Genomic DNA, 17,666 nt, shown 5'->3' with positions numbered 1-17,666 from the left:
CGCGCCCCCCCGCCCCCCCCGCCCCTCTGGGTCGTGCTTAGAGGAACGAGTTGATCTCGATCGTCTCGGTGCGGCCGGGGCCGACGCCGATCGCGGAGATCGGGGCGCCCGACATCTCCTCGAGGGCCTTCACGTACGCCTGGGCGTTCTTCGGGAGGTCCGCGAAGGTCTTGGCCTTGGTGATGTCCTCGGACCAGCCGGGGAGGTTTTCGTAGATCGGCTTCGCGTGGTGGAAGTCCGTCTGCGAGTAGGGGAGCTCCTCGACGCGCTTGCCGTCGATCTCGTACGCGACGCAGACCGGAATCTCTTCCCAGCCGGTGAGCACGTCCAGCTTGGTGAGGAAGAAGTCCGTCAGACCGTTGACGCGGGTCGCGTAGCGCGCGATCGGGGCGTCGAACCAGCCGCAGCGGCGGTCGCGGCCGGTGGTCACGCCACGCTCGCCGCCGATGCGGCGCAGGGCCTCGCCGTCCGCGTCGAACAGCTCGGTCGGGAACGGGCCGGCGCCGACGCGGGTCGTGTACGCCTTCAGGATGCCGATGACACGGCTGATCTTCGTCGGGCCGACGCCCGCACCGGTGCAGGCGCCACCGGCGGTCGGGTTCGAGGACGTGACGAAGGGGTACGTGCCGTGGTCGACGTCGAGCAGGGTGCCCTGGCCGCCCTCGAAGAGCACGACCTTGTCCTCGTCGAGCGCGTTGTTGATGATCAGGGTGGTGTCGGCGACGTACTGCTTGATCTGCTCCGCGTAACCGAGCAGCTCTTCGACGATCTGCGCCGACTCGATCGCACGGCGGTTGTACAGCTTCGTGAGGAGCTGGTTCTTGCCCTCGAGCGCCGCTTCGACCTTCTGGGTGAGGATCGACTCGTCGTAGAGGTCCTGGATCCGGATGCCGACGCGGTTGATCTTGTCCGCGTAGGTCGGACCGATGCCGCGGCCGGTCGTACCGATCTTGCGCTTGCCGAGGAAGCGCTCGCCGACCTTGTCGAGGGTGACGTTGTACGGCGTGATCACGTGCGCGTTACCGCTGACCAGCAGCTTTGAGGTGTCGATGCCGCGCTCGTTGAGGCCGCGCAGCTCGGAGAGCAGGACGGCCGGGTCGATGACGACACCGTTGCCGATGACCGGGGTGCATCCAGGGGAGAGGATGCCGGAAGGGAGAAGGTGCAATGCGTACTTCTGGTCGCCTACGACGACCGTGTGGCCGGCGTTGTTGCCACCCTGGTAGCGCACTACATAGTCAACGGATCCACCGAGCAGGTCGGTGGCCTTTCCCTTGCCCTCGTCACCCCACTGAGCTCCGAGCAGCACAAGAGCGGGCACAGGCGTACACCTCTTCCGGATGGGGCATGTCCAAGGTCAGGGGGCGTACGACGATGTACACCGCAGGCTGAGCCGTCGGACCGGTGCCCCGGAATAGACGAAGGCCCTGGCGCAATAGCGCAAGGGCCTCTTGCACAAAGATGCTACCCGAGGAAGGACCGAGGTGTCGGCTCCAGAGCCCACCATGAGCCATGCGGGCGCGCCGGTAGGCGGCCTGCTCGTGCTCGTCGACCCGGTCGCCCGCCGTCTTGACGGCGAGTCCGTGCGAATTGCGAAAGATGTGTTGTCAGCGGGAGCTGCGGCGAAAATCTGCCTCCCGGACTCACCGGAGGAGTTTGCGCGGGCCCTTGCCCGCCGGGGTCATAGGCAGCCGGTGATCGTGGGCGACGACCGTGCGCTCGTCCGGGCCGTCGGGCTGCTGCACCGTGAGCGGGCGCTTTCCGAGGGCGCTGTTTCGCTGATTCCGGTGGGACCGGCGGGGTCGCTGGTACTGGCCCGGCAGCTCGGCGTGCCGCTTTCGGCCGTGTCGGCCGCGCGGGCGGTCCTGGACGGGGCCGTCGCCATGCGGGACCTGCTGGTCGACGACAGCGACGGGGTGGTGCTGGGCGGGATCGGCATCCCGCCGCCGCCCGTACGAGCCGGATCCGGGGCCGTGCCGCGGTCGTCCGGTGCCTCGGTGTGGAGCGCGTACCGCTCGCTGGTCCGGACGTTCGTCCGCCCGCCGTCGGGGGCTTCCACCGGCTCCGGCGGGGGCCACCGGCTACGGGTGGAGGCCGACGGGGTGGTCCTGGCGGATGTGGACCGGATGGTGGAGGACGTCACCGTATCGGCCCGGGAGGGCGATGGGCTGGCGGACGTACTGGTCCGGATGGGCGCGGGCGCGGAGCCCGGTCCTGTCTCCGGCCCGGGCTCCGACTCCGGCCCGGACTCCGGCTCCGGCCGGGTGGTGCGGGTGCGGGCATCGGCCGTGACCGTGTCCGGGGCGGATTTCCGCTACCGGTCCGACGTCGGCATCACCGGCCCGGTCCGGCGCCGTACGTGGACCTTGCGCCCGGGGGCGTGGGGACTGACACTGCCGCTGCAGCGCTGAGGCGGGGGAGGGCGGGGCCCGATGGTCCGGATCGTGGACGTTCCCCGGTGGATCGGGGATCTCGGCATCCTCGGAGTGATCCGCCGGAACCGCGTGTGGTGAGCCCGGGCCCGGGCCCCGGGGCCGATCCCGCGGCGGCGCCGGTATCCGGAGCGGCGCCCGGGCCGGGCGGGCAGGTGCCCGAGGCAGAGCCGCGACCGCTGCCCGTGCCCGTGCCCGGTTCGGCAGGCGGCCGGTTCGGCGCCGGGCCGCCCGGGGAGGCGGCCGTTCGGGACGCGCTCAGTGACTGGCGGCAGGATGCCGCCCTGGTCTGCCTGCTGCCGGTGCTGTGCTGGCCCGCGCTGATCGGGGCACTCGTTACCCGCCCCACACCGTTGAAGGCGGTGTTGCTGGGACTGCTGTGTCTGCCGGTACTCATCGGGCTCCGGGAGCTGTACGTGGTCCAGCGCGTACGCGGCCTCCTGCAGGACCCCGGGCTGCGCTGGATCCCGTACGCAGCGCAGGTGCGGCGAGGAGGCGGGATGCCGCCGCTGCTCGTGCTGCGCGGCGTCGGCGCCGAAGACGGCGGCAGCGGTGACGGCGGTGCGACCCGGACGCTGACCCTGGGTCCGCTGGGCCGGCGGGTGCTGTCAGTCCGTGCGTGGCCCCCTGCCGAACCGGCCCTCCCGCGGTCGGCCCTCCCGGCGTCGCCGGCGGAGCCGGACGCCTCCGACGCGCCGGCGGAACGGTTCATATGGCTGGCCGGGGACCCGGGGCCGGGGGCCGTGGTGTGGGCGCCGTACGCCGTGCAGCTGGGACGGGTGCGTACCCGGCTGTGGGGCTGAGAGCCACCAAGCCGCCATCACCGTCGCCGCTGTCACCGCTGTCAGCCATGGCGACGGCGCGCTGACGGACGCCAAGAGGCCCTGAGTTAAGGGGTGTTGGGGTGCCGGGCTCCGGTTCGTGAGCTGGCCGGAGGGTGCTCGGGCTCCCCTGCGTGTCCGCCGCCCGAAAAGTTGTCCACAGCTGTGGACAACTTTTCGGATCCCGCTAGGAAGGGGTTACCAGCCGGGTCTCGTACGCGAATACCGCCGCCTGAGTGCGGTCCCGCAGTCCCAGCTTCACCAGGATCCGGCTCACGTGCGTCTTGATGGTGGACTCGGCGATGATCAGGCGATCCGCTATCTCCGCGTTGGACAAGCCCTGCGCTATCAGCACCAGCACCTCGGTCTCACGCTCCGTCAGTTCCGTGATCCCGGCGGAGCTCACCTGCGTCCGGGTCTCCGACAACTTCGAGAACTCCGTGATCAGCCGCTTGGTCACGGAAGGGGCCAAGAGCGCCTCCCCTTCGGCCACCACCCTCACGCCATCGGCCAGTTGGCGGGCGGAGGCGTCCTTGAGGAGGAAGCCGGACGCGCCGGCCCGCAGTGCCTGGTACACGTACTCGTCGAGGTCGAAGGTCGTCAGGACCAGTACCTTCGCGTCCATGTCCGCCGCCACGATCTCCCGTGTCGCCTCCAGGCCGTTCATCTCCGGCATCCGGATGTCCATCAGCACCACATCCGGCTTCAGCGCGGCCACCTGCGCGATGGCCTCCCGCCCGTTCACCGCTTCCCCGACCACTTCGATGCCGTCCATCGCGTTCAGCAGGACGGAGAACCCCTCCCGGACCATCATCTGGTCGTCGACGATGAGCACTCTGATCGTCATGCCGGATCCTTCGCCGGTTCCTGGCGGCTCGGCACCGGTATGAACACCGCCACCTCGTACCCCCCGGAGGCCCGCTCCCCGGCGGTCATCTCGCCTTCCAGCATGGCCACCCGCTCGCGCATCCCGGTGACCCCCTGGCCCGCCCCCGGCGAGGGCCGCACGTCCGTGGTGGCGACCTCGTTGACGATGCGCAGGCCCAGCCCGCCCAGCACGTACGAGACCTCGACCCCGGCTGCGGCGCCCGGTGCGTGCCGCAGGGTGTTGCTCAGTGCCTCCTGGATGATCCGGTAGGCCGACAGCTCCACACCCGGCGGCATTTCACGCACCGCGCCGGTCACGGTCTTGTCCACGATCAGCCCGGCCTCCCGCACATTGGCCAGCAGCCCGTCCAGCGAGGCCAGAGTCGGCTGGGGGGCGTCCGGCGCCTCGTAGTCCGCGGAGCGGACGACACCCAGCACCCGGCGCAGCTCGGTCAGGGCCGCCACCGCGTTCTCCCGGATGGTGACGAACGCGGCTTCCAGCTCAGGCGGCGGATTCTTCACCCGGTAGGGAGCGGCCTCCGCCTGGATGGCGACCACGGACATGTGGTGGGCGACCACGTCGTGGAGCTCCCGCGCGATCGTGGTGCGCTCCTCCAGCAGGGTGCGCCGGTCCCGCTCGACGGCGGTGACCTCCTGCTGCGCGGTGACCTCCTGCTCCGCCTGCTTGCGGATGTTGCGGATGCTCACCGCCAGCAGGGCGATCGCCGAGGCGAAGGCCATCGGGCCGACGTTGATGGCCTGGCCGTGGCCGAGCACGATGGACGTCCCGATGCCGATCGCCAGCGTGACCATCCACATCCAGCCGGCGGTCCGGGGGCTGGTCCGCATCGCCACCAGGGTCACCGTCGCGAGGTACGAGACGAACGTGGCGGGCGACCAGGGCCAGTTGGGATCGGAGGAGCTGACGACGGAGAAGACGAGGGTGACCGCCACGGCGGCCCAGAACGCCCCCAGCGGGCGCACCAGCGTCATCATGATCGGGGCGGCCGCGAGCAGCCCCATCACCAGGGAAGCGGCCTGGGGCAGCCCGGTGGTGATCGAGGTGAAGGTCACCACGAAGAACGCCAGCAGGCACACGACCGCGTGCGGCAGGTGCGCGGCCTCCACCCGTATCCGCTTCGGGAGCCGCCGGGTCAGCGGCCCGTCCGTGCGCATCGGGGCCAGCGGTCGGTAGGCGAAGGCGTCGGTGACCAGCGCCTGGCGCAGGCTCTGGATGAAGCCCGAAGCCAGTCGGATCTCTGGTGTCCGGGGGGTCGCCCCGGGGGTCGTCTCGGTCATGGTCCCCACGGTAGGTCGGCCGTGACCTGGTCCGCGTCGCCGCTGAAGGGGATTTTCCGGGGTCCCCCTCAAGTACTACCCGGGCAGTTTCAGTAGCCCGTCGGACGGATCAGGCCCGTCTCGTAGGCGAACACCGCGGCCTGGGTGCGGTCCCGCAGGCCCAGCTTCACCAGGATCCGGCCCACATGTGTTTTGACCGTCTGCTCGGCCAGGATCAGGTGCCCGGCGATCTCCGCGTTCGACATGCCCTGGGCGACCAGCGACAGGACCTCCGTCTCCCGCTCCGTCAGCTCGTCGATCCGTGCCCTCGAAGGGGCCCTCGGGGCTCCCAGCCGGGAGAACTCGGTGATCAGCCGCCTGGTGATGTTCGGTGCGAGGAGAGCCTCCCCGGCCGCGATCACGCGGACGGCCTCCGCCAGCTGGTCGGCGGAGGCGTCCTTGAGGAGGAAGCCCGAGGCGCCTGCGCGCAGTGCCTCGTACACGTACTCGTCGAGGTCGAAGGTGGTCAGCACCAGCACTTTCACGGTGGAGCCCGGGGCGCCGGTGATGAGGGAGGTGGCCTCGATACCGCCCATCCCGGGCATGCGGATGTCCATCAGGACCACGTCCGGGACCAGTTCGGCGACCTTGGCCACGGCCTCGGCGCCGTCGACGGCCTGGCCGACGACCTCGATGTCGGGCTGGGCGTCGAGGAGCACGGTGAAGCCCTGGCGGACCATCATCTGGTCGTCGGCGATCATCACCTTGATCGGGGCAGCAGTCATGAGTCCTTCTTGTCGGTCTCGAGGACGGGGGAGGACCCGCCGCCCGGGGACACGGGATCCATCGGGAGCACCGCGCTCACCTCGTACCCTCCGTCGGGGCGGTGGCCGGCGGCCAGTTCACCGCCCAGCATGCCTGCTCGCTCCCGCATCCCCAGCAGCCCGTGGCCCGCTCCCGGGCTCGGCGGGGCCTGCCGGGTGGGCGCGGTGTTGGCGACGCACAGGTGCACATCGCGGGGCCCGTAGGCGATGCCGACCTCCACGCGGGAGCCGGGCGCGTGGCGGAGGCAGTTGCTCAGGGCCTCCTGCACGATCCGGTACGCCGTGAGCTCCACCCCGGGAGACAGCGGGCGGCGGATGCCCGCGATCTCGGTGGTGACCTCCAGCCCGGCCGCCCGAACGTTGTCCACGAGGCCGCCCAACTCGGCCAGGGTGGGCTGCGGATGGTGCGGGCCGCCGGCCTCGTCCGGGTGCTCGGAACGCAGTACCCCCAAGACGCGGCGCAGTTCCGTCAGGGCCTCCACGGCATTCGCGCGGATCCCGGCCAGATTCTCCTTGAGCTCCTCCGACGGGTTCTCCACGAGGTACGGGGCCACCTGCGCCTGGATGGAGATCACCGACATGTGGTGCGCGACGACGTCGTGCAGCTCGCGGGCGATCCGGCTGCGCTCCTCCAGCAAGGTGCGCCGCGCACGCTCCTCCTCGGTGAGGGTCTCCTGCTCGACGAGCTTCGTGCGGGTCAGCCGGGTCGCGCGCAAGGCGTAGCCGAGGAGGCCGGTGAAGGCGAAGAGGAGGATGGCCCCGGGGGCGCTGGTGCCGCTGTGTTCGGGCTTGAAGAATCCCTCGGCCAGTCCGGTGAAAGTGATGGCCACGGTGACCGCCCCGACGGTCACCCGGGGCGGCACGCGCAGGGACACCAGCAACAGCACGGGGGCGAAGGCGAATATCCCGGCGGGGAGCCAGGGCCAGCTCTGGCCCTGGCCGACGTGGTCGTGGGTCTGCCAGGAGATCAGTCCCGCCGCTGTCAGGCCGAGCCAGTACCCGGTCATCGGCCACCGGACGGCCAGCAGTACGGACCCGGCGACCATGGCCGCCAGCACCGGCCGGATCGCGCCGTTGACGCCGTAGTGCCCGCTGAGCTGCTCCGTGGTGAGGGCGAAGAAGGCCACCGCCAGGTAGAGGAGCACCAGGTGCGGGAGCCAGGCCAGCCAGCGTGGCCGCGAAATCCTCGGAAGGGGATCGGCCTTCAGGTCCAGCAGGCCACGGGCCACGCTCCGCACCGCGGCAGCGGTCCCGGTGCGGGAGCCTCCCGGTTTCCCGCCGCCGCCGGCGTTCGCGTGCCGCGGCGGGACCTGGGGCTCGCTCTGCTCGTTCACACGGTCCAGCCTAGGCACGGAAGATCCATTCGGCAGGAGCCACCGGGCCGGTGACTGCGTTTTCGCCGACCGGAGTTGGGGCGCTACGGGTGACGGTGGAGGCGTTCACCCGGGTCCGGGCGGACGAGGCGACGATCATGGAGGGCGTGACCGGCGTCCCGGAGGATCCCCGCCGGGCCAGGCTCCTGGGGCGGCTGCCGCCCTGCTCGTACGTGCGGAAGGCAGCCCAGCAGACCGTCAGCGCGGCCGCGAACACGGGGAGCCAGAGCAGCCGGACGACTATCCACTGCGCGGAGCCGGGCACGGTGTGCAGACCGGGCAGATCTGTGGAGATCAGCAGTCCCAGGGCGGTGACGGCCATCATCGCGGTCTGGTGCCACAGGAAGATCGTCATGGCGGACAGGTTCACCAGCGCCACCTTCGCCCAGGCCCGCGGCCGGCTCATCAGCCGGGCCAACGGCTCCCGTACCAGCAGTGCCAGCCCGCACTGGGCCAGGCCGAACGCGACCGCGGCCAGCGTCGGCGGGTTCAGATTCGAGATCGCGGCTCCGGGGACGCCGACCATCGACGCGGGGTACCCGCCCCAGAGGATCAGCGCGGCCGTCGCGGCGATCCCGCCGCCCAGGAGCAGCGCGGCCGGAGCACGCCGGGCGAAGGCGCCCGGGGACCAGGCGGCGCCCAGGGTGTAAGGCACCAGCCAGCCCGCGGCCACATTGACCCAGCCGATCCATTCGGGCCCGCCGAAACCGAAGCGCCAGGCGTCGACGGCGGCCACCACGGCCAGCGGCCACAGCGGGCTGAGCCGGGCGACGAGCGGGGTCGCGGCGGTGAGCGCGGCGAAGACCAGGAGGAACCACAAGGGGGACAGGACGAGCTTGAGCAGGGTCAGGACGGTATCCGTCCCGACGCCGCCGAGCAGCATGGCGCCGGACGCGAGACTCCAGAGGACCAGGACGGCGGCGACCGGGCGCAGCAGCCTGCCGAGCCGCCGGCCGACCCACTGCCCGTACGGGACTCCGCGCCCGCGCGCCGACTCGTACCCCTGGGCCGCGACGTGGCCGCCGACCAGGAAGAAGACGGCCAGGGTCTGGAACACCCAGGAGAGCGGGGCCAGTCCGCTCATGTGGGCCAGCGGGCTGGTGGTGCTGAGGCGGCCGTCGGCCGTGGTGAGCGCGGTGACCAGCCAGTGGCCCAGCACCACGCCGAGGATGGCGAAGGCCCGGAGCGCGTCCACGGCCCGGTCCCGGTGGACGGGGGTCTTGGCGTCGATGCGGTCCGCGAGAACGGACCAGCGGGTCTGCAGTTCACGGACGGGCACGGGAGACCTCCGGAGCAGTGAGGGCGGACGGGGCGGGGAGTGCGGAGGGGGACCGGGCGGAGGTGGCGGCGGTGGGGTCCGCGCCGGGCCGGACCGCCGGGGAGGTGCCGAGCACGATCCCGGCCAGGCTGTTCAGGGACTCGGTATCCGGCTTGAGGTAGTCGCTGTGCCCGCCGGGGCCGGCTGCGAAGGGCAGGGCTCCGAAGGCCGGGTCCACGGGATCGACGCCGAAGCCCACTCCGCCGAAGCGGACGTGCGGAACGCCGGAGATCCAGTCGGCGGCGCCCCGGCCGGCCCATACCCGGGCCGAGGTCGGCAGTTCGGCGGCGGAGGCGGCCCCCGTGCCCGGACTGCCGAACAGGGCGATGTCGGTGACCTCGGGGCCGGTCTCGGTACGGGCGCAGACGACGGAGCCGTAGGAGTGGCAGAGGAGCGAGAGACGGGCGCCCGGGGTGGCCGACCGGGCCAGCCGGGGCAGGAAGGAGCCGAGTTCGGCGGCGGCCTCGTCGGCGCGGCCGGCGGTCAGGACGGCCGGACTGACCGTGCCGGGGGTGTCGTACCCGAGCCAGACGACCACGGCGGAGCGGGAGTGCTCGGCCCGGAGGCGCTGGTGCAGGGCGAGGGCCCCGGCACGGAATCTCTGATAGGTGTCCAGCGTCGTGTCAGACCCGGGGATCAGGACCGCGATCCGGTCGGCGGTCTCCAGATCGCCGAGCACCTCTGTTGCGCGGCCCTTGCCGCGCCCGTCGAAGACGAGGAACCGGGCGTCGCCGCCCGCCTCCATCGCCCGGAGCTTCGCCGCGCGGCTGCCGCGGTCCGCGTCCTCGGCCGTACGGGCGGCCTCCGCGAGGTTGGCGAGGTTCGCGGCGTACCGGTCGGGGAGGGCGACGTCCTCGCCGAGGACCGCCGGGGCCGGCGCGGGGACGGCCGGGGAAGCGGCGGCGGAAACGGGGAACACCACGGCCGCGGCGACGAGCCCGGCCAGCAGCGTGCGGCGCAGACGGCCGCTGTCGCGGCCGTCGGGACGTGTGGTGGGGCGGCGGGCCATGGGTCCGTTCCTTCGTTCGTGCCAGAGGGGCGGTGCTGCGTTCTTCTCTGGTCACGAAGTTAGGAATCGGGAGCCATCGTCGGCGTCCCGCTGGAGGGCTCTCTTCCCGCGTAGCTCTCAGGTATGACAGGGGTTACTTAGAGGCCAGGCCAAGCCAGTTGGCCGAGTCGGTTGCCCGAGCCAGCCGGCCAAGTCAGCCGGCCAAACCAGCCGGCCAAACCAGCCGGCCAAGCCAGCCGGCCAGGCCGGTTGGCCAATCCAGGTGCCCGGCCCGGTCCCCCCGAGCGGTTGCCCCGAGCCCTCTCAGTCCACCGCCAGGGATGCGGTGAGCGGCTCCACGAGCGGTTCGACGAACCCGGCGCGCCAGCGGGGGGCCGGGTCCTGGCCGGGGCTGGTCCAGTACTCCCGAGCGCCCACGATCTGCCCGTTCCGTACGGTCCACAGGGAGACGGCGCGGTAGACGACGTGGTCCTGGGGTATCTCCACCTCGGTCACGACGAGATCGCCGTCTGCGAGGATCCGGAGTACGTCGACGGATCTCTCGTCCGCGTAGTCGTCATCGCTGATGACGGCGATGAAGTTGTCGCGACCGACGATGCGTTCGCTGCTCACGGGCCACTCGATGACCGCGTCCTCGGCGATCAGCAGGGCCGCTCCGTCCCAGTCGAGTGCCTCGATCCGCTCCCACAGTTGTGCCACTACCTTCAACGGCTCCATGTGCGGCAGTGTGCGACGGGATTATGGGATGCAACAAGCTTTGCTTGCAGGCTTATCGACTTCGAAATAATCAGCGTCGCCGGTAGGTGAGCGGACTCGTGGTGCTGCCGTCGAGCTCCCGCACCAGGTTCCCGTTGGCGAGCAGCCGCACCGTGCTCCGCCCGCCGGGTGAACACGAAGGCGGCGTACCGGAGATCACCGTGGACGGGTCGAGCCCCACGCTGTCGGTGGTGGCGGAGCGCAGCGGCGCGGTCCAGGCGCAGCTGAGTCCGGGGGCTTCGAGGGTCAGGGACATGACCCTGGAGCCGGTCGTGCCGGGAGTGAGGGTGAGTTGCCAGCTCTGCCCGCCGTGGGTGGCACGCCAGGTGCCGGCGTAGGCCGCGGGAAGAGTGGCCGGAGTGGGGGAAGGGTCAGGAGTGGTGGAGGTGCCGGGCGCGTTCGCGTCCCCTGTGGCCTGCGGGCCGGAGGAGCCGGACGGGGCGCCCTGAGTGGCGCCGGGCGAACCCTCGCCGGATCCGCTCATGACGGTGTACACCGTGCCGCCCGCCGCCACTGCGACGACCACGGCGACGGCCACGAGCAGCGCCGTGGAGACGGCGGCGGACCGGGAGCGGGCGCCGGAACCGGATCCGACGGCGGGGTGGTGGCCGAATCCGGGCCCGGAGTCCGTCCCGGGTACGGGGATGAGCGTGGGGGCGGGCGCAGGGGCGGGCGTGGCCGTGACCGGTTCCGCTTCGGCTGCGGTGCGTTGGGAGGGCACGGTCGCGGGCTCGGGCCGGTCCGGGCCGGCGTCCACACGGTCCAGCAGGGCTATGGCGTGCTGCCCGAGCCGTGCGACGAGCGGCGCGGGCAGCCAGGGATCCGGGGTGTCCTTCCGGCCGGCGGTGAGCCGTTCGGCGACCTCGCCGGGGGTGGGCCGGGCGGCCGGCTCCTTGCGCAGGCAAGCGCGTACGACATCGCGCAGTTCGGCCGGTACGTCGGCCAGGTCCGGTTCCGCTTCGGCGACGCGCAGCAGGAGCGCGGCGATGCCGCCGGGCTGGTCCGGGTCACCGAAGGGCAGCTTGCCGGTGGCGGCGTAGGCGAGTACGGCGCCGAGCCCGAACACGTCGCAGGCCGGGGTCGCGGGGGTGCCGTTGATCTGCTCGGGGGCGAGGAAACCGGGGGAGCCGAGGAGCTCGCCGGTCTGGGTGAGGGCGGGATCGGCGCTCGCCCCCAGGGCCCGGGCGATGCCGAAGTCGATGACGCGGGGGCCGTCGGCGGTGAGCAGGATGTTGCCGGGCTTCAGGTCCCGGTGGACGAGGCCGGCCCGGTGGATGTCCTGGAGGGCGTACGAGAGCCCCTCGCCCAGGACCCGTAGGGAGCCGGCCGGCAGCGGGCCGAAGTCGCGGCCCACGGCTTGGCGCAGGCTCGGTCCGGCGATGTAGGCGGTGGCCAGCCAGGGGATCTCCGCGTCGGGGTCGGCGTCGAGAACGGCGACGGTCCAGTCTCCGCCGACGAGGCGGGCGGCTTCGGCCTCGCGGCGGAAGCGGGTGCGGAAGTTGGGCTGGGCGGCGAGGTGGGGGTGGATCAGCTTCACGGCGGCGGTGCGGGTGCCCGTGCGGGGCGGTCGGGTACGGGTGCTCGCGCCGGCGGCGGCGCCGGTCCCCGGGTCCGTGCCGGTACCGGGGGTGGGGTCCTCGGCGCGGCCGAGGTAGACCTGGCCCATGCCGCCGGTGCCGAGGCGGGCGAGCAGGCGGTACCGGCCGATGCGCTCTGCGTCGCGCGGGTGCAGTTGTTCCATGGCAGGTGGTCCTCCCCCTGGGACTCGCCGGAGCCCGACAATAGTGCGGCCGGCAGCGGTGCCGGCTGCGGGGGTGGGGAAGCCGCAGGCCGGCGGCCCGGGAGGGCGAAGGGGCCGTCCCGGCGGGGCCCGGTACGCAGCGCCACCAGACGTGCGGGCAGGGCGGGTTGGCGGGCCCGCGCCGGGTGTGGGCGCGGCTCGGCGGGAGTCGGCCGGGGCGGCCGTACTGGGCCTGTCCGGGCGCCCCAGGAGCGCGGGCGGTCCTGGCGCGGGTGCCGAGGCTCGGTGCCAGGAACCGACACGGGCGGGCCAGGCCGGGCCTGCCGATGCCGGGCCCGCCGCCGCGCCGAGCCTCGCCGGCCCAGGCCCTCGAAGCTCCGTGTGGACTCCCTCGTCCGCATCGCGGTGTACGGCCAGGCGGAGGACCTCCTGCGTACTCGGCGTACGCGGATGATCGGCTCCGCCGCCAGATGCGGTGCCCGCCGCCTCGCCGGCCACGAAGACCGGAATGTCCGAAGACCGGAAATGTCCGAAGACCGGAAGGTCCGAAGACCGGAAGGTCCGAAGACCCGAAGGGAAACGGCCTACGGGGCATCGGAATCGAGCGGGGTCGGCAGGGTGTCCAGGACGGCCGACAGGCGTTCCAGGACGCGCACCGTCTCGGCGAAGCCGTCCTCGCCGAGGGCCTCCGCGAGCTGGGCGGCCTGGGCCGCGTGGCCCGGGCCGATCCTGGCGATGGCGGCGCGGCCCGCCTCGGTGGGGCGCAGCAGCTTCGCTCGACGGTGGGCCGGGTTCGGGACGTACTCGGCGAGGCCCTTGGCGGCCAGTAGATCGGCGATGCGCTGCACGCTCTGCCGGGTGATGCCCATGGCCCGGGCGATACCGGCGACCGAGAGCGGCTCGCGGAGCACGGCCCCGAGCACCTGCCACCACGCCGCGGTCAGCCCTGCCGGGCGGGCCAGCTCCTCCGATACGGCGAGGAACTGGCCGTTGAGCCGGAACACGCTGAGGGCGGTGCGGCTCAGGAGCTCCTGCCGGGTTCGGCGGGAGCCCTCTCGCGGGCCTTCCCTTCCTGCTGCGGGGGCCACCCCGACCCCCTCCGGAAGTTCCCCCGCGAGCGGCTCCGTACCCCGTGCCGGGACCGCGGCCGCGGAGCTGCCGTCCCCGGGCGACGCTCCGGCCGGGCCCAGGCCCAGGTTCAGGCCCGCGTCGGCGTGCGCGACGACGGTGGGTGCTGCCGTACGGGCCTCCGCGGCGCGGGACACCGTGCCGCCGGCCGGACCGGTGTCGGCGCCCGCGTGCGCGATGACGGGGGAGGCTGCCGTGCGGGCCTGTGCCGCAGCCCGCCCCACGGGCCGCCCCAGGGGCTCGTCACGCATCGCTCGGCTCCGCTGCCGCCGCCATCAGGACCGGGTACGCGCTCGTGTCCGAGTCGTGGAACAGGCGGTACCAGGCGTCGAGGACGTGCGGCTCGTACACCCCGAGGCGGTCGAAGACCTCGCGGGCGAACGCCACCGGTTCGGTCGGGCCCGCCGTGATCAGGTCGCCGTCCGTGACCGCGTCGGCCTCGACGTAGCGCTCGGCGCCCGCGTAGCCGGGCTGGCCGACGAGGTAGAAGGGGGCCGCGCTGGTGTGCGTACGTCCGTCCAGGACGCCGGCGCGGGCCAGGCCTGCCGTGGCTCCGCAGATCGCGGCGACCGGGACGCCGGCCGCGAGGAACTCCTCGGCCTTCGCCGCGAAGGGGGCCAGCTCGTCGCCCGCGTCCCACAGACCGGCGCCGGTCAGGATGAGGAGGGAGGACTCCTCGGGGCGCAGGTCCGCCAGGGCCAGGTCGGGCTGGATGCGCAGGCCGCCCATCGTGGTGACGGGGCGCCCTGCGGTGACGCCGACCGTGCGGACCTCGTAGCCGTGCTGGGTCAGGTGCGCGGTGGTGTGGCCCGTTTCCCAGTCGGCGTAGGTGTCGTACACCGCCACGTGGACCGTGGGAGGAGTCGCCGCGCTCTCCGTGAGGAGAAGCTCGGCCTGTGCCACCGCTCGGCTCTCCGTCAGGGTCTCCACCTGGATGCCGGTCTGGATCTGGATCTCCGGCTGGGCCGTCACCGGGGTCTCCGCCGGGGGCATCGTCGGGGTTGCCGCCTGGGTCGCCGTCTGTGCCGCCGTCTGGGTCTCGCTCATGGTGCTCGCCTCCAGTGTCGCCGTCGCCGTACGCGTGCTGGCCGGGTCGCTCGGTGGGTCGGCCCGGTCCCGTCGTGCCATCCCGTCCTGCCTGGTTCCGTTCCGCCCGGTCACCTTCGCTCCATGACAGTAGGCTGCCATAATGACAGCTTACTGTCAATCCCTCCCCAGACAGACTGCCGAGACCCGCCCCCCACCCGCATACAGACCGCCGATATCCCTCCCCACCTGGGCACTTCTACTGTTCGAGGCATGACCCCTCACGTCACCTCGGGCGCCTCCGTCAAGGCCGCCGACCGCGCTCACGTCTTCCACTCCTGGTCCGCCCAGGCCCTGATCGACCCGCTCGCCGTGGCCAAAGCCGAGGGGTCGCACTTCTGGGACTACGACGGCAAGCGCTACCTCGACTTCGCCTCCCAGCTGGTCAACACCAACATCGGCCACCAGCACCCCAAGGTCGTCGCCGCCATCCAGGAGCAGGCGGCCACGCTCTGCACCCTGGCCCCCGGCTTCGCCGTCGACGTCCGCTCCGAGGCCGCACGCCTCATCGCGCAGCGGACCCCCGGCGACCTGGACAAGGTCTTCTTCACCAACGGCGGCGCCGAGGCCGTGGAGAACGCCGTCCGCATGGCCCGGCTGCACACCGGCCGGCAGAAGGTGATGTCCACCTACCGCTCGTACCACGGCGCCACCTCGGCCGCGATCAACCTGACCGGCGACCCGCGCCGCTGGCCCTCCGACACGGCGGCCGCCGGTGTCGTGCACTTCTGGGGGCCGTTCCTCTACCGCTCGCCCTTCCATGCGACCACCGAGGCCGAGGAGTGCGCGCGCGCCCTCACCCACCTCGCAGACACCATCGCCTTCGAGGGCCCGGCGACGATCGCCGCGATCATCCTGGAATCGGTCCCCGGCACGGCCGGGATCATGACTCCTCCCCCCGGGTACCTGGCCGGCGTGCGCGAGCTCTGCGACCGCTACGGAATCGTCTTCATCCTGGACGAGGTCATGTCCGGGTTCGGCCGGACCGGCAAGTGGTTCGCCGTCGAGCACTGGGACGTCGCCCCCGACCTGATCACCTTCGCCAAGGGGGTCAACAGCGGCTACGTCCCGCTCGGCGGTGTCGCGATCTCCGGCGCGATAGCCGAGACCTTCGCCAAGCGCCCCTACCCGGGCGGGCTGACCTACTCAGGCCATCCCCTCGCCTGCGCCGCCGCCGTCGCGACGATGAACGCCATGGAGGAGGAGGGCATCGTCGAGCACTCCGCCCACCTCGGCGAGAACGTGATCGGCCCGGCCCTCGCCGAGCTCGCGGAGCGCCACCCCTCGGTCGGGGAGGTGCGGGGTCTGGGCACCTTCTGGGCCCTGGAACTCGTACGGGACAAGGAGACGCGCGAGCCGCTCGTCCCCTACAACGCCGCGGGCGCCGACAACGCGCCGATGGCCGAATTCGCCGCGGCCTGCAAGGCGTCCGGCCTGTGGCCGTTCGTCAATATGAACCGCACCCACGTCGTCCCTCCGTGCAACATCACCGAAGCGGACGCGAAGGAGGGCCTGGCCCTGCTGGACGACGCCCTCACCGTCGCCGACCGGCACGCTTCGGCCTGACGAGGCCCGGCTGCCCGCGGCCGGCCCCGGCCGCAGCTGTCCGAACCCCGCCGCACAGAGATGAATGATCAAGGGGAGAGCCCCGGCCCGTCCGCATAACGGGCACTAAATCCACATAGCGGCCACAAATCAATCGGTTTCGGCCGTGCTGCCTGGCCTAAGGTGTCCGAAGCCCACAGATGGAGACGGACTCTTATGCCAGGCAGCGGCGCTGTCACCCGCAATACACTTCGCCAGCAGATCGCGGACGCGCTGCGTGACGAGGTTCTCGCGGGGCGCCTGGCGGCGGGGAGCGAGTTCACGGTCAAGCAGATCGCCGAGCAGTACGAAGTCTCCGCGACCCCCGTCCGCGAGGCCCTCGTCGATCTCTCCGCGCAAGGCCTCCTCGACTCCGTCCAGCACCGCGGGTTCCGCGTCCGAGTCTTCTCCGTGGACGATTTCCGGGGCATGATCGAGGCTCGTACCTTGATCGTGGACGGAATCTTCCGCAGGCTCGTGGAACGTGGCACCGCCCCGGGCTCCGGCGAGCAGCTGGTCTCGGTGCGCCGCCGGGCGGAGGAGGCGCGGCGGGCAGCGCTGAGTGGCTCGCTCGACGTGCTGATCGGCTACGACCTGCGCTTCTGGAGGGAGCTGAGCGGGCTGGTCGGCAACATCTACATCTCGGAGTTCCTGCACCGGATCCGGGTGCAGTGCTGGGTATTCTCCGTGCCCTATCTGAAGGCGCAGCCGGACCTGCGCTCCACCCTGTGGTCGGGCCACAACGAACTGATCGACGCGGTGACCCGCGCGGACGCCGAGGAGGTACGACGCCTCGTGCACGCGTACAACCAGCACGGTCTCGACTGGGCCGACGGCCTGAAGGTGGCCGGCACGTGAGCGGAGAGGGCGCCGTGAGCGCCGACCGGGCGGCGCGGAGCGGCACGCGCCGACTCGGCCCCGTAGAACTGTCCGTCGTCATCCCCGGTCCCGTCCCGGACCAGGCCCTCATGGACCTGCGCGAGTACCTCGACGCCCACTGCGGCGCCGGTCCCGGCGCCTGGGAACTCCTCGTCGTCGACGGCGCTGACGACAGCCCGGCCGATCCGGCCCTGGTGGCGGCCGCCGCCGAGGAGCCCCGGATCCGGCTGATCCGCCTGGGCGCCGGCGACGGCCCCAGTGACAGCCACAGTGGCAGTGACAGCGGCAGTGACAGCGGCCGGAGCCACGGCCACGGCCCCGGCCGCACCCAAGGCAAGGGCGCCGCCCTGCGCGCCGGAGTGCTCGCCTCCGCCGGCCACCGGGTACTGCTCACCGACGCCGCCCTCAGCACGCCGCTCGACGAGCTGGCCCGCCTCGAAGAGGGGCGTTGACCCTCGATCGTGGACACCGGCTGTTATGCGGCGGTGGCCAGCGTAGTTGATCGCAGCTCGTAGGTGATCGGGCTGATCTGGCCGAGGCGGGAGTGCCGCCTTCGGGTGTTGTAGCGGG

General features: G+C 72.2%; 16 protein-coding genes. 5 read left to right on the top strand and 11 right to left on the bottom strand.

Annotated features, from left to right (window positions below; genetic code table 11):
• Positions 1–37: 37 nt before the first annotated feature.
• Complete coding sequence (locus tag OTB20_RS01840; protein ID WP_267814727.1) at positions 38–1,321, bottom strand: adenylosuccinate synthase; 1,284 nt, start codon at positions 1,319–1,321, stop codon at positions 38–40.
• 379 nt (positions 1,322–1,700) lie between these two features.
• Between OTB20_RS01840 and OTB20_RS01835 the strand changes: the two genes are divergently transcribed.
• A complete protein-coding gene (locus OTB20_RS01835) occupies positions 1,701–2,411 on the top strand; it encodes a diacylglycerol kinase (protein WP_324290322.1) in 711 nt (236 codons plus the stop codon).
• 176 nt (positions 2,412–2,587) lie between these two features.
• Positions 2,588–3,235 carry a hypothetical protein gene (locus OTB20_RS01830; protein ID WP_267814725.1) on the top strand — a complete coding sequence of 216 codons (648 nt, stop codon included), beginning with the start codon at positions 2,588–2,590 and terminating at the stop codon, positions 3,233–3,235.
• 205 nt (positions 3,236–3,440) lie between these two features.
• On the opposite strand, the gene OTB20_RS01825 is transcribed toward OTB20_RS01830, so the two are convergent.
• The 10 genes from OTB20_RS01825 to OTB20_RS01780 form a co-directional block, all read right to left on the bottom strand.
• Positions 3,441–4,100, bottom strand: a complete 660-nt coding sequence (locus tag OTB20_RS01825; RefSeq protein WP_267814723.1) for a response regulator — start codon at positions 4,098–4,100, stop codon at positions 3,441–3,443.
• Positions 4,097–5,419: a sensor histidine kinase gene (locus OTB20_RS01820; RefSeq protein ID WP_267814722.1), complete on the bottom strand. Its 1,323-nt coding sequence runs from the start codon at positions 5,417–5,419 to the stop codon at positions 4,097–4,099. Before OTB20_RS01820 ends, OTB20_RS01825 begins: the two co-directional genes overlap by 4 nt.
• Before the next feature lie 89 nt (positions 5,420–5,508).
• Positions 5,509–6,183, bottom strand: coding sequence for a response regulator (locus OTB20_RS01815; RefSeq protein ID WP_267751762.1), 675 nt, complete (start codon positions 6,181–6,183; stop codon positions 5,509–5,511).
• The gene (locus OTB20_RS01810) at positions 6,180–7,556 is read right to left on the bottom strand and encodes a sensor histidine kinase (RefSeq protein WP_267814721.1); all 1,377 of its coding nucleotides are present in this window, start codon (positions 7,554–7,556) and stop codon (positions 6,180–6,182) included. The genes OTB20_RS01815 and OTB20_RS01810 overlap by 4 nt, the downstream gene beginning before the upstream one ends.
• 10 nt (positions 7,557–7,566) lie before the next feature.
• The gene (locus OTB20_RS01805; RefSeq protein WP_267814719.1) at positions 7,567–8,874 is read right to left on the bottom strand and encodes an acyltransferase family protein; all 1,308 of its coding nucleotides are present in this window, start codon (positions 8,872–8,874) and stop codon (positions 7,567–7,569) included.
• Positions 8,861–9,922 (bottom strand): alpha/beta hydrolase, encoded by a 1,062-nt coding sequence (locus tag OTB20_RS01800; RefSeq protein WP_267814717.1) that lies wholly within the window; start codon positions 9,920–9,922, stop codon positions 8,861–8,863. Before OTB20_RS01800 ends, OTB20_RS01805 begins: the two co-directional genes overlap by 14 nt.
• Before the next feature lie 303 nt (positions 9,923–10,225).
• Positions 10,226–10,639, bottom strand: a complete 414-nt coding sequence (locus tag OTB20_RS01795) for a nuclear transport factor 2 family protein (RefSeq protein WP_267814716.1) — start codon at positions 10,637–10,639, stop codon at positions 10,226–10,228.
• Positions 10,640–10,709: 70 nt separating this feature from the next.
• Positions 10,710–12,419, bottom strand: coding sequence for a serine/threonine-protein kinase (locus OTB20_RS01790; RefSeq protein ID WP_267814714.1), 1,710 nt, complete (start codon positions 12,417–12,419; stop codon positions 10,710–10,712).
• A 584-nt stretch (positions 12,420–13,003) separates the two neighbouring features.
• Entirely contained in the window at positions 13,004–13,507 is a 504-nt protein-coding gene (locus tag OTB20_RS01785) for a MarR family winged helix-turn-helix transcriptional regulator (RefSeq protein ID WP_267815072.1), read from the bottom strand.
• Positions 13,508–13,790: 283 nt separating this feature from the next.
• Positions 13,791–14,594 (bottom strand): type 1 glutamine amidotransferase family protein, encoded by an 804-nt coding sequence (locus tag OTB20_RS01780; RefSeq protein WP_420716301.1) that lies wholly within the window; start codon positions 14,592–14,594, stop codon positions 13,791–13,793.
• A gap of 252 nt (positions 14,595–14,846) precedes the next feature.
• Between OTB20_RS01780 and OTB20_RS01775 the strand changes: the two genes are divergently transcribed.
• The 3 genes from OTB20_RS01775 to OTB20_RS01765 all read left to right on the top strand — a co-directional run bounded on the left by OTB20_RS01775 (position 14,847) and on the right by OTB20_RS01765 (position 17,548).
• Complete coding sequence (locus OTB20_RS01775; protein ID WP_267814713.1) at positions 14,847–16,199, top strand: aspartate aminotransferase family protein; 1,353 nt, start codon at positions 14,847–14,849, stop codon at positions 16,197–16,199.
• Positions 16,200–16,394: 195 nt separating this feature from the next.
• Complete coding sequence (locus OTB20_RS01770) at positions 16,395–17,075, top strand: GntR family transcriptional regulator (protein WP_267814712.1); 681 nt, start codon at positions 16,395–16,397, stop codon at positions 17,073–17,075.
• Positions 17,072–17,548 carry a hypothetical protein gene (locus tag OTB20_RS01765; RefSeq protein ID WP_267814711.1) on the top strand — a complete coding sequence of 159 codons (477 nt, stop codon included), beginning with the start codon at positions 17,072–17,074 and terminating at the stop codon, positions 17,546–17,548. Before OTB20_RS01770 ends, OTB20_RS01765 begins: the two co-directional genes overlap by 4 nt.
• The last annotated feature ends 118 nt before the right edge of the window (positions 17,549–17,666 follow it).

The sequence above is a fragment of the Streptomyces sp. H27-H1 genome (genome assembly GCF_026627445.1).
GTDB lineage: Bacteria > Actinomycetota > Actinomycetes > Streptomycetales > Streptomycetaceae > Streptomyces.
Note: the sequence above shows the minus strand (reverse complement) of the source record. Positions and strands in the feature narration are given on the sequence as shown.

Excerpts from the sequence above, each read along its gene's own strand:
- OTB20_RS01795 (WP_267814716.1), bottom strand. The coding sequence starts at position 10,639 with ATGGAGCCGTTGAAGGTAGTGGCACAACTGTGGGAGCGGATCGAGGCA.
- OTB20_RS01770 (WP_267814712.1), top strand. The coding sequence starts at position 16,395 with ATGCCAGGCAGCGGCGCTGTCACCCGCAATACACTTCGCCAGCAGATC.
- OTB20_RS01780 (WP_420716301.1), bottom strand. The coding sequence starts at position 14,594 with ATGAGCGAGACCCAGACGGCGGCACAGACGGCGACCCAGGCGGCAACC.
- OTB20_RS01790 (WP_267814714.1), bottom strand. The coding sequence starts at position 12,419 with ATGGAACAACTGCACCCGCGCGACGCAGAGCGCATCGGCCGGTACCGC.
- OTB20_RS01815 (WP_267751762.1), bottom strand. The coding sequence starts at position 6,183 with ATGACTGCTGCCCCGATCAAGGTGATGATCGCCGACGACCAGATGATG.
- OTB20_RS01775 (WP_267814713.1), top strand. The coding sequence starts at position 14,847 with ATGACCCCTCACGTCACCTCGGGCGCCTCCGTCAAGGCCGCCGACCGC.
- OTB20_RS01800 (WP_267814717.1), bottom strand. The coding sequence starts at position 9,922 with ATGGCCCGCCGCCCCACCACACGTCCCGACGGCCGCGACAGCGGCCGT.
- OTB20_RS01820 (WP_267814722.1), bottom strand. The coding sequence starts at position 5,419 with ATGACCGAGACGACCCCCGGGGCGACCCCCCGGACACCAGAGATCCGA.
- OTB20_RS01825 (WP_267814723.1), bottom strand. The coding sequence starts at position 4,100 with ATGACGATCAGAGTGCTCATCGTCGACGACCAGATGATGGTCCGGGAG.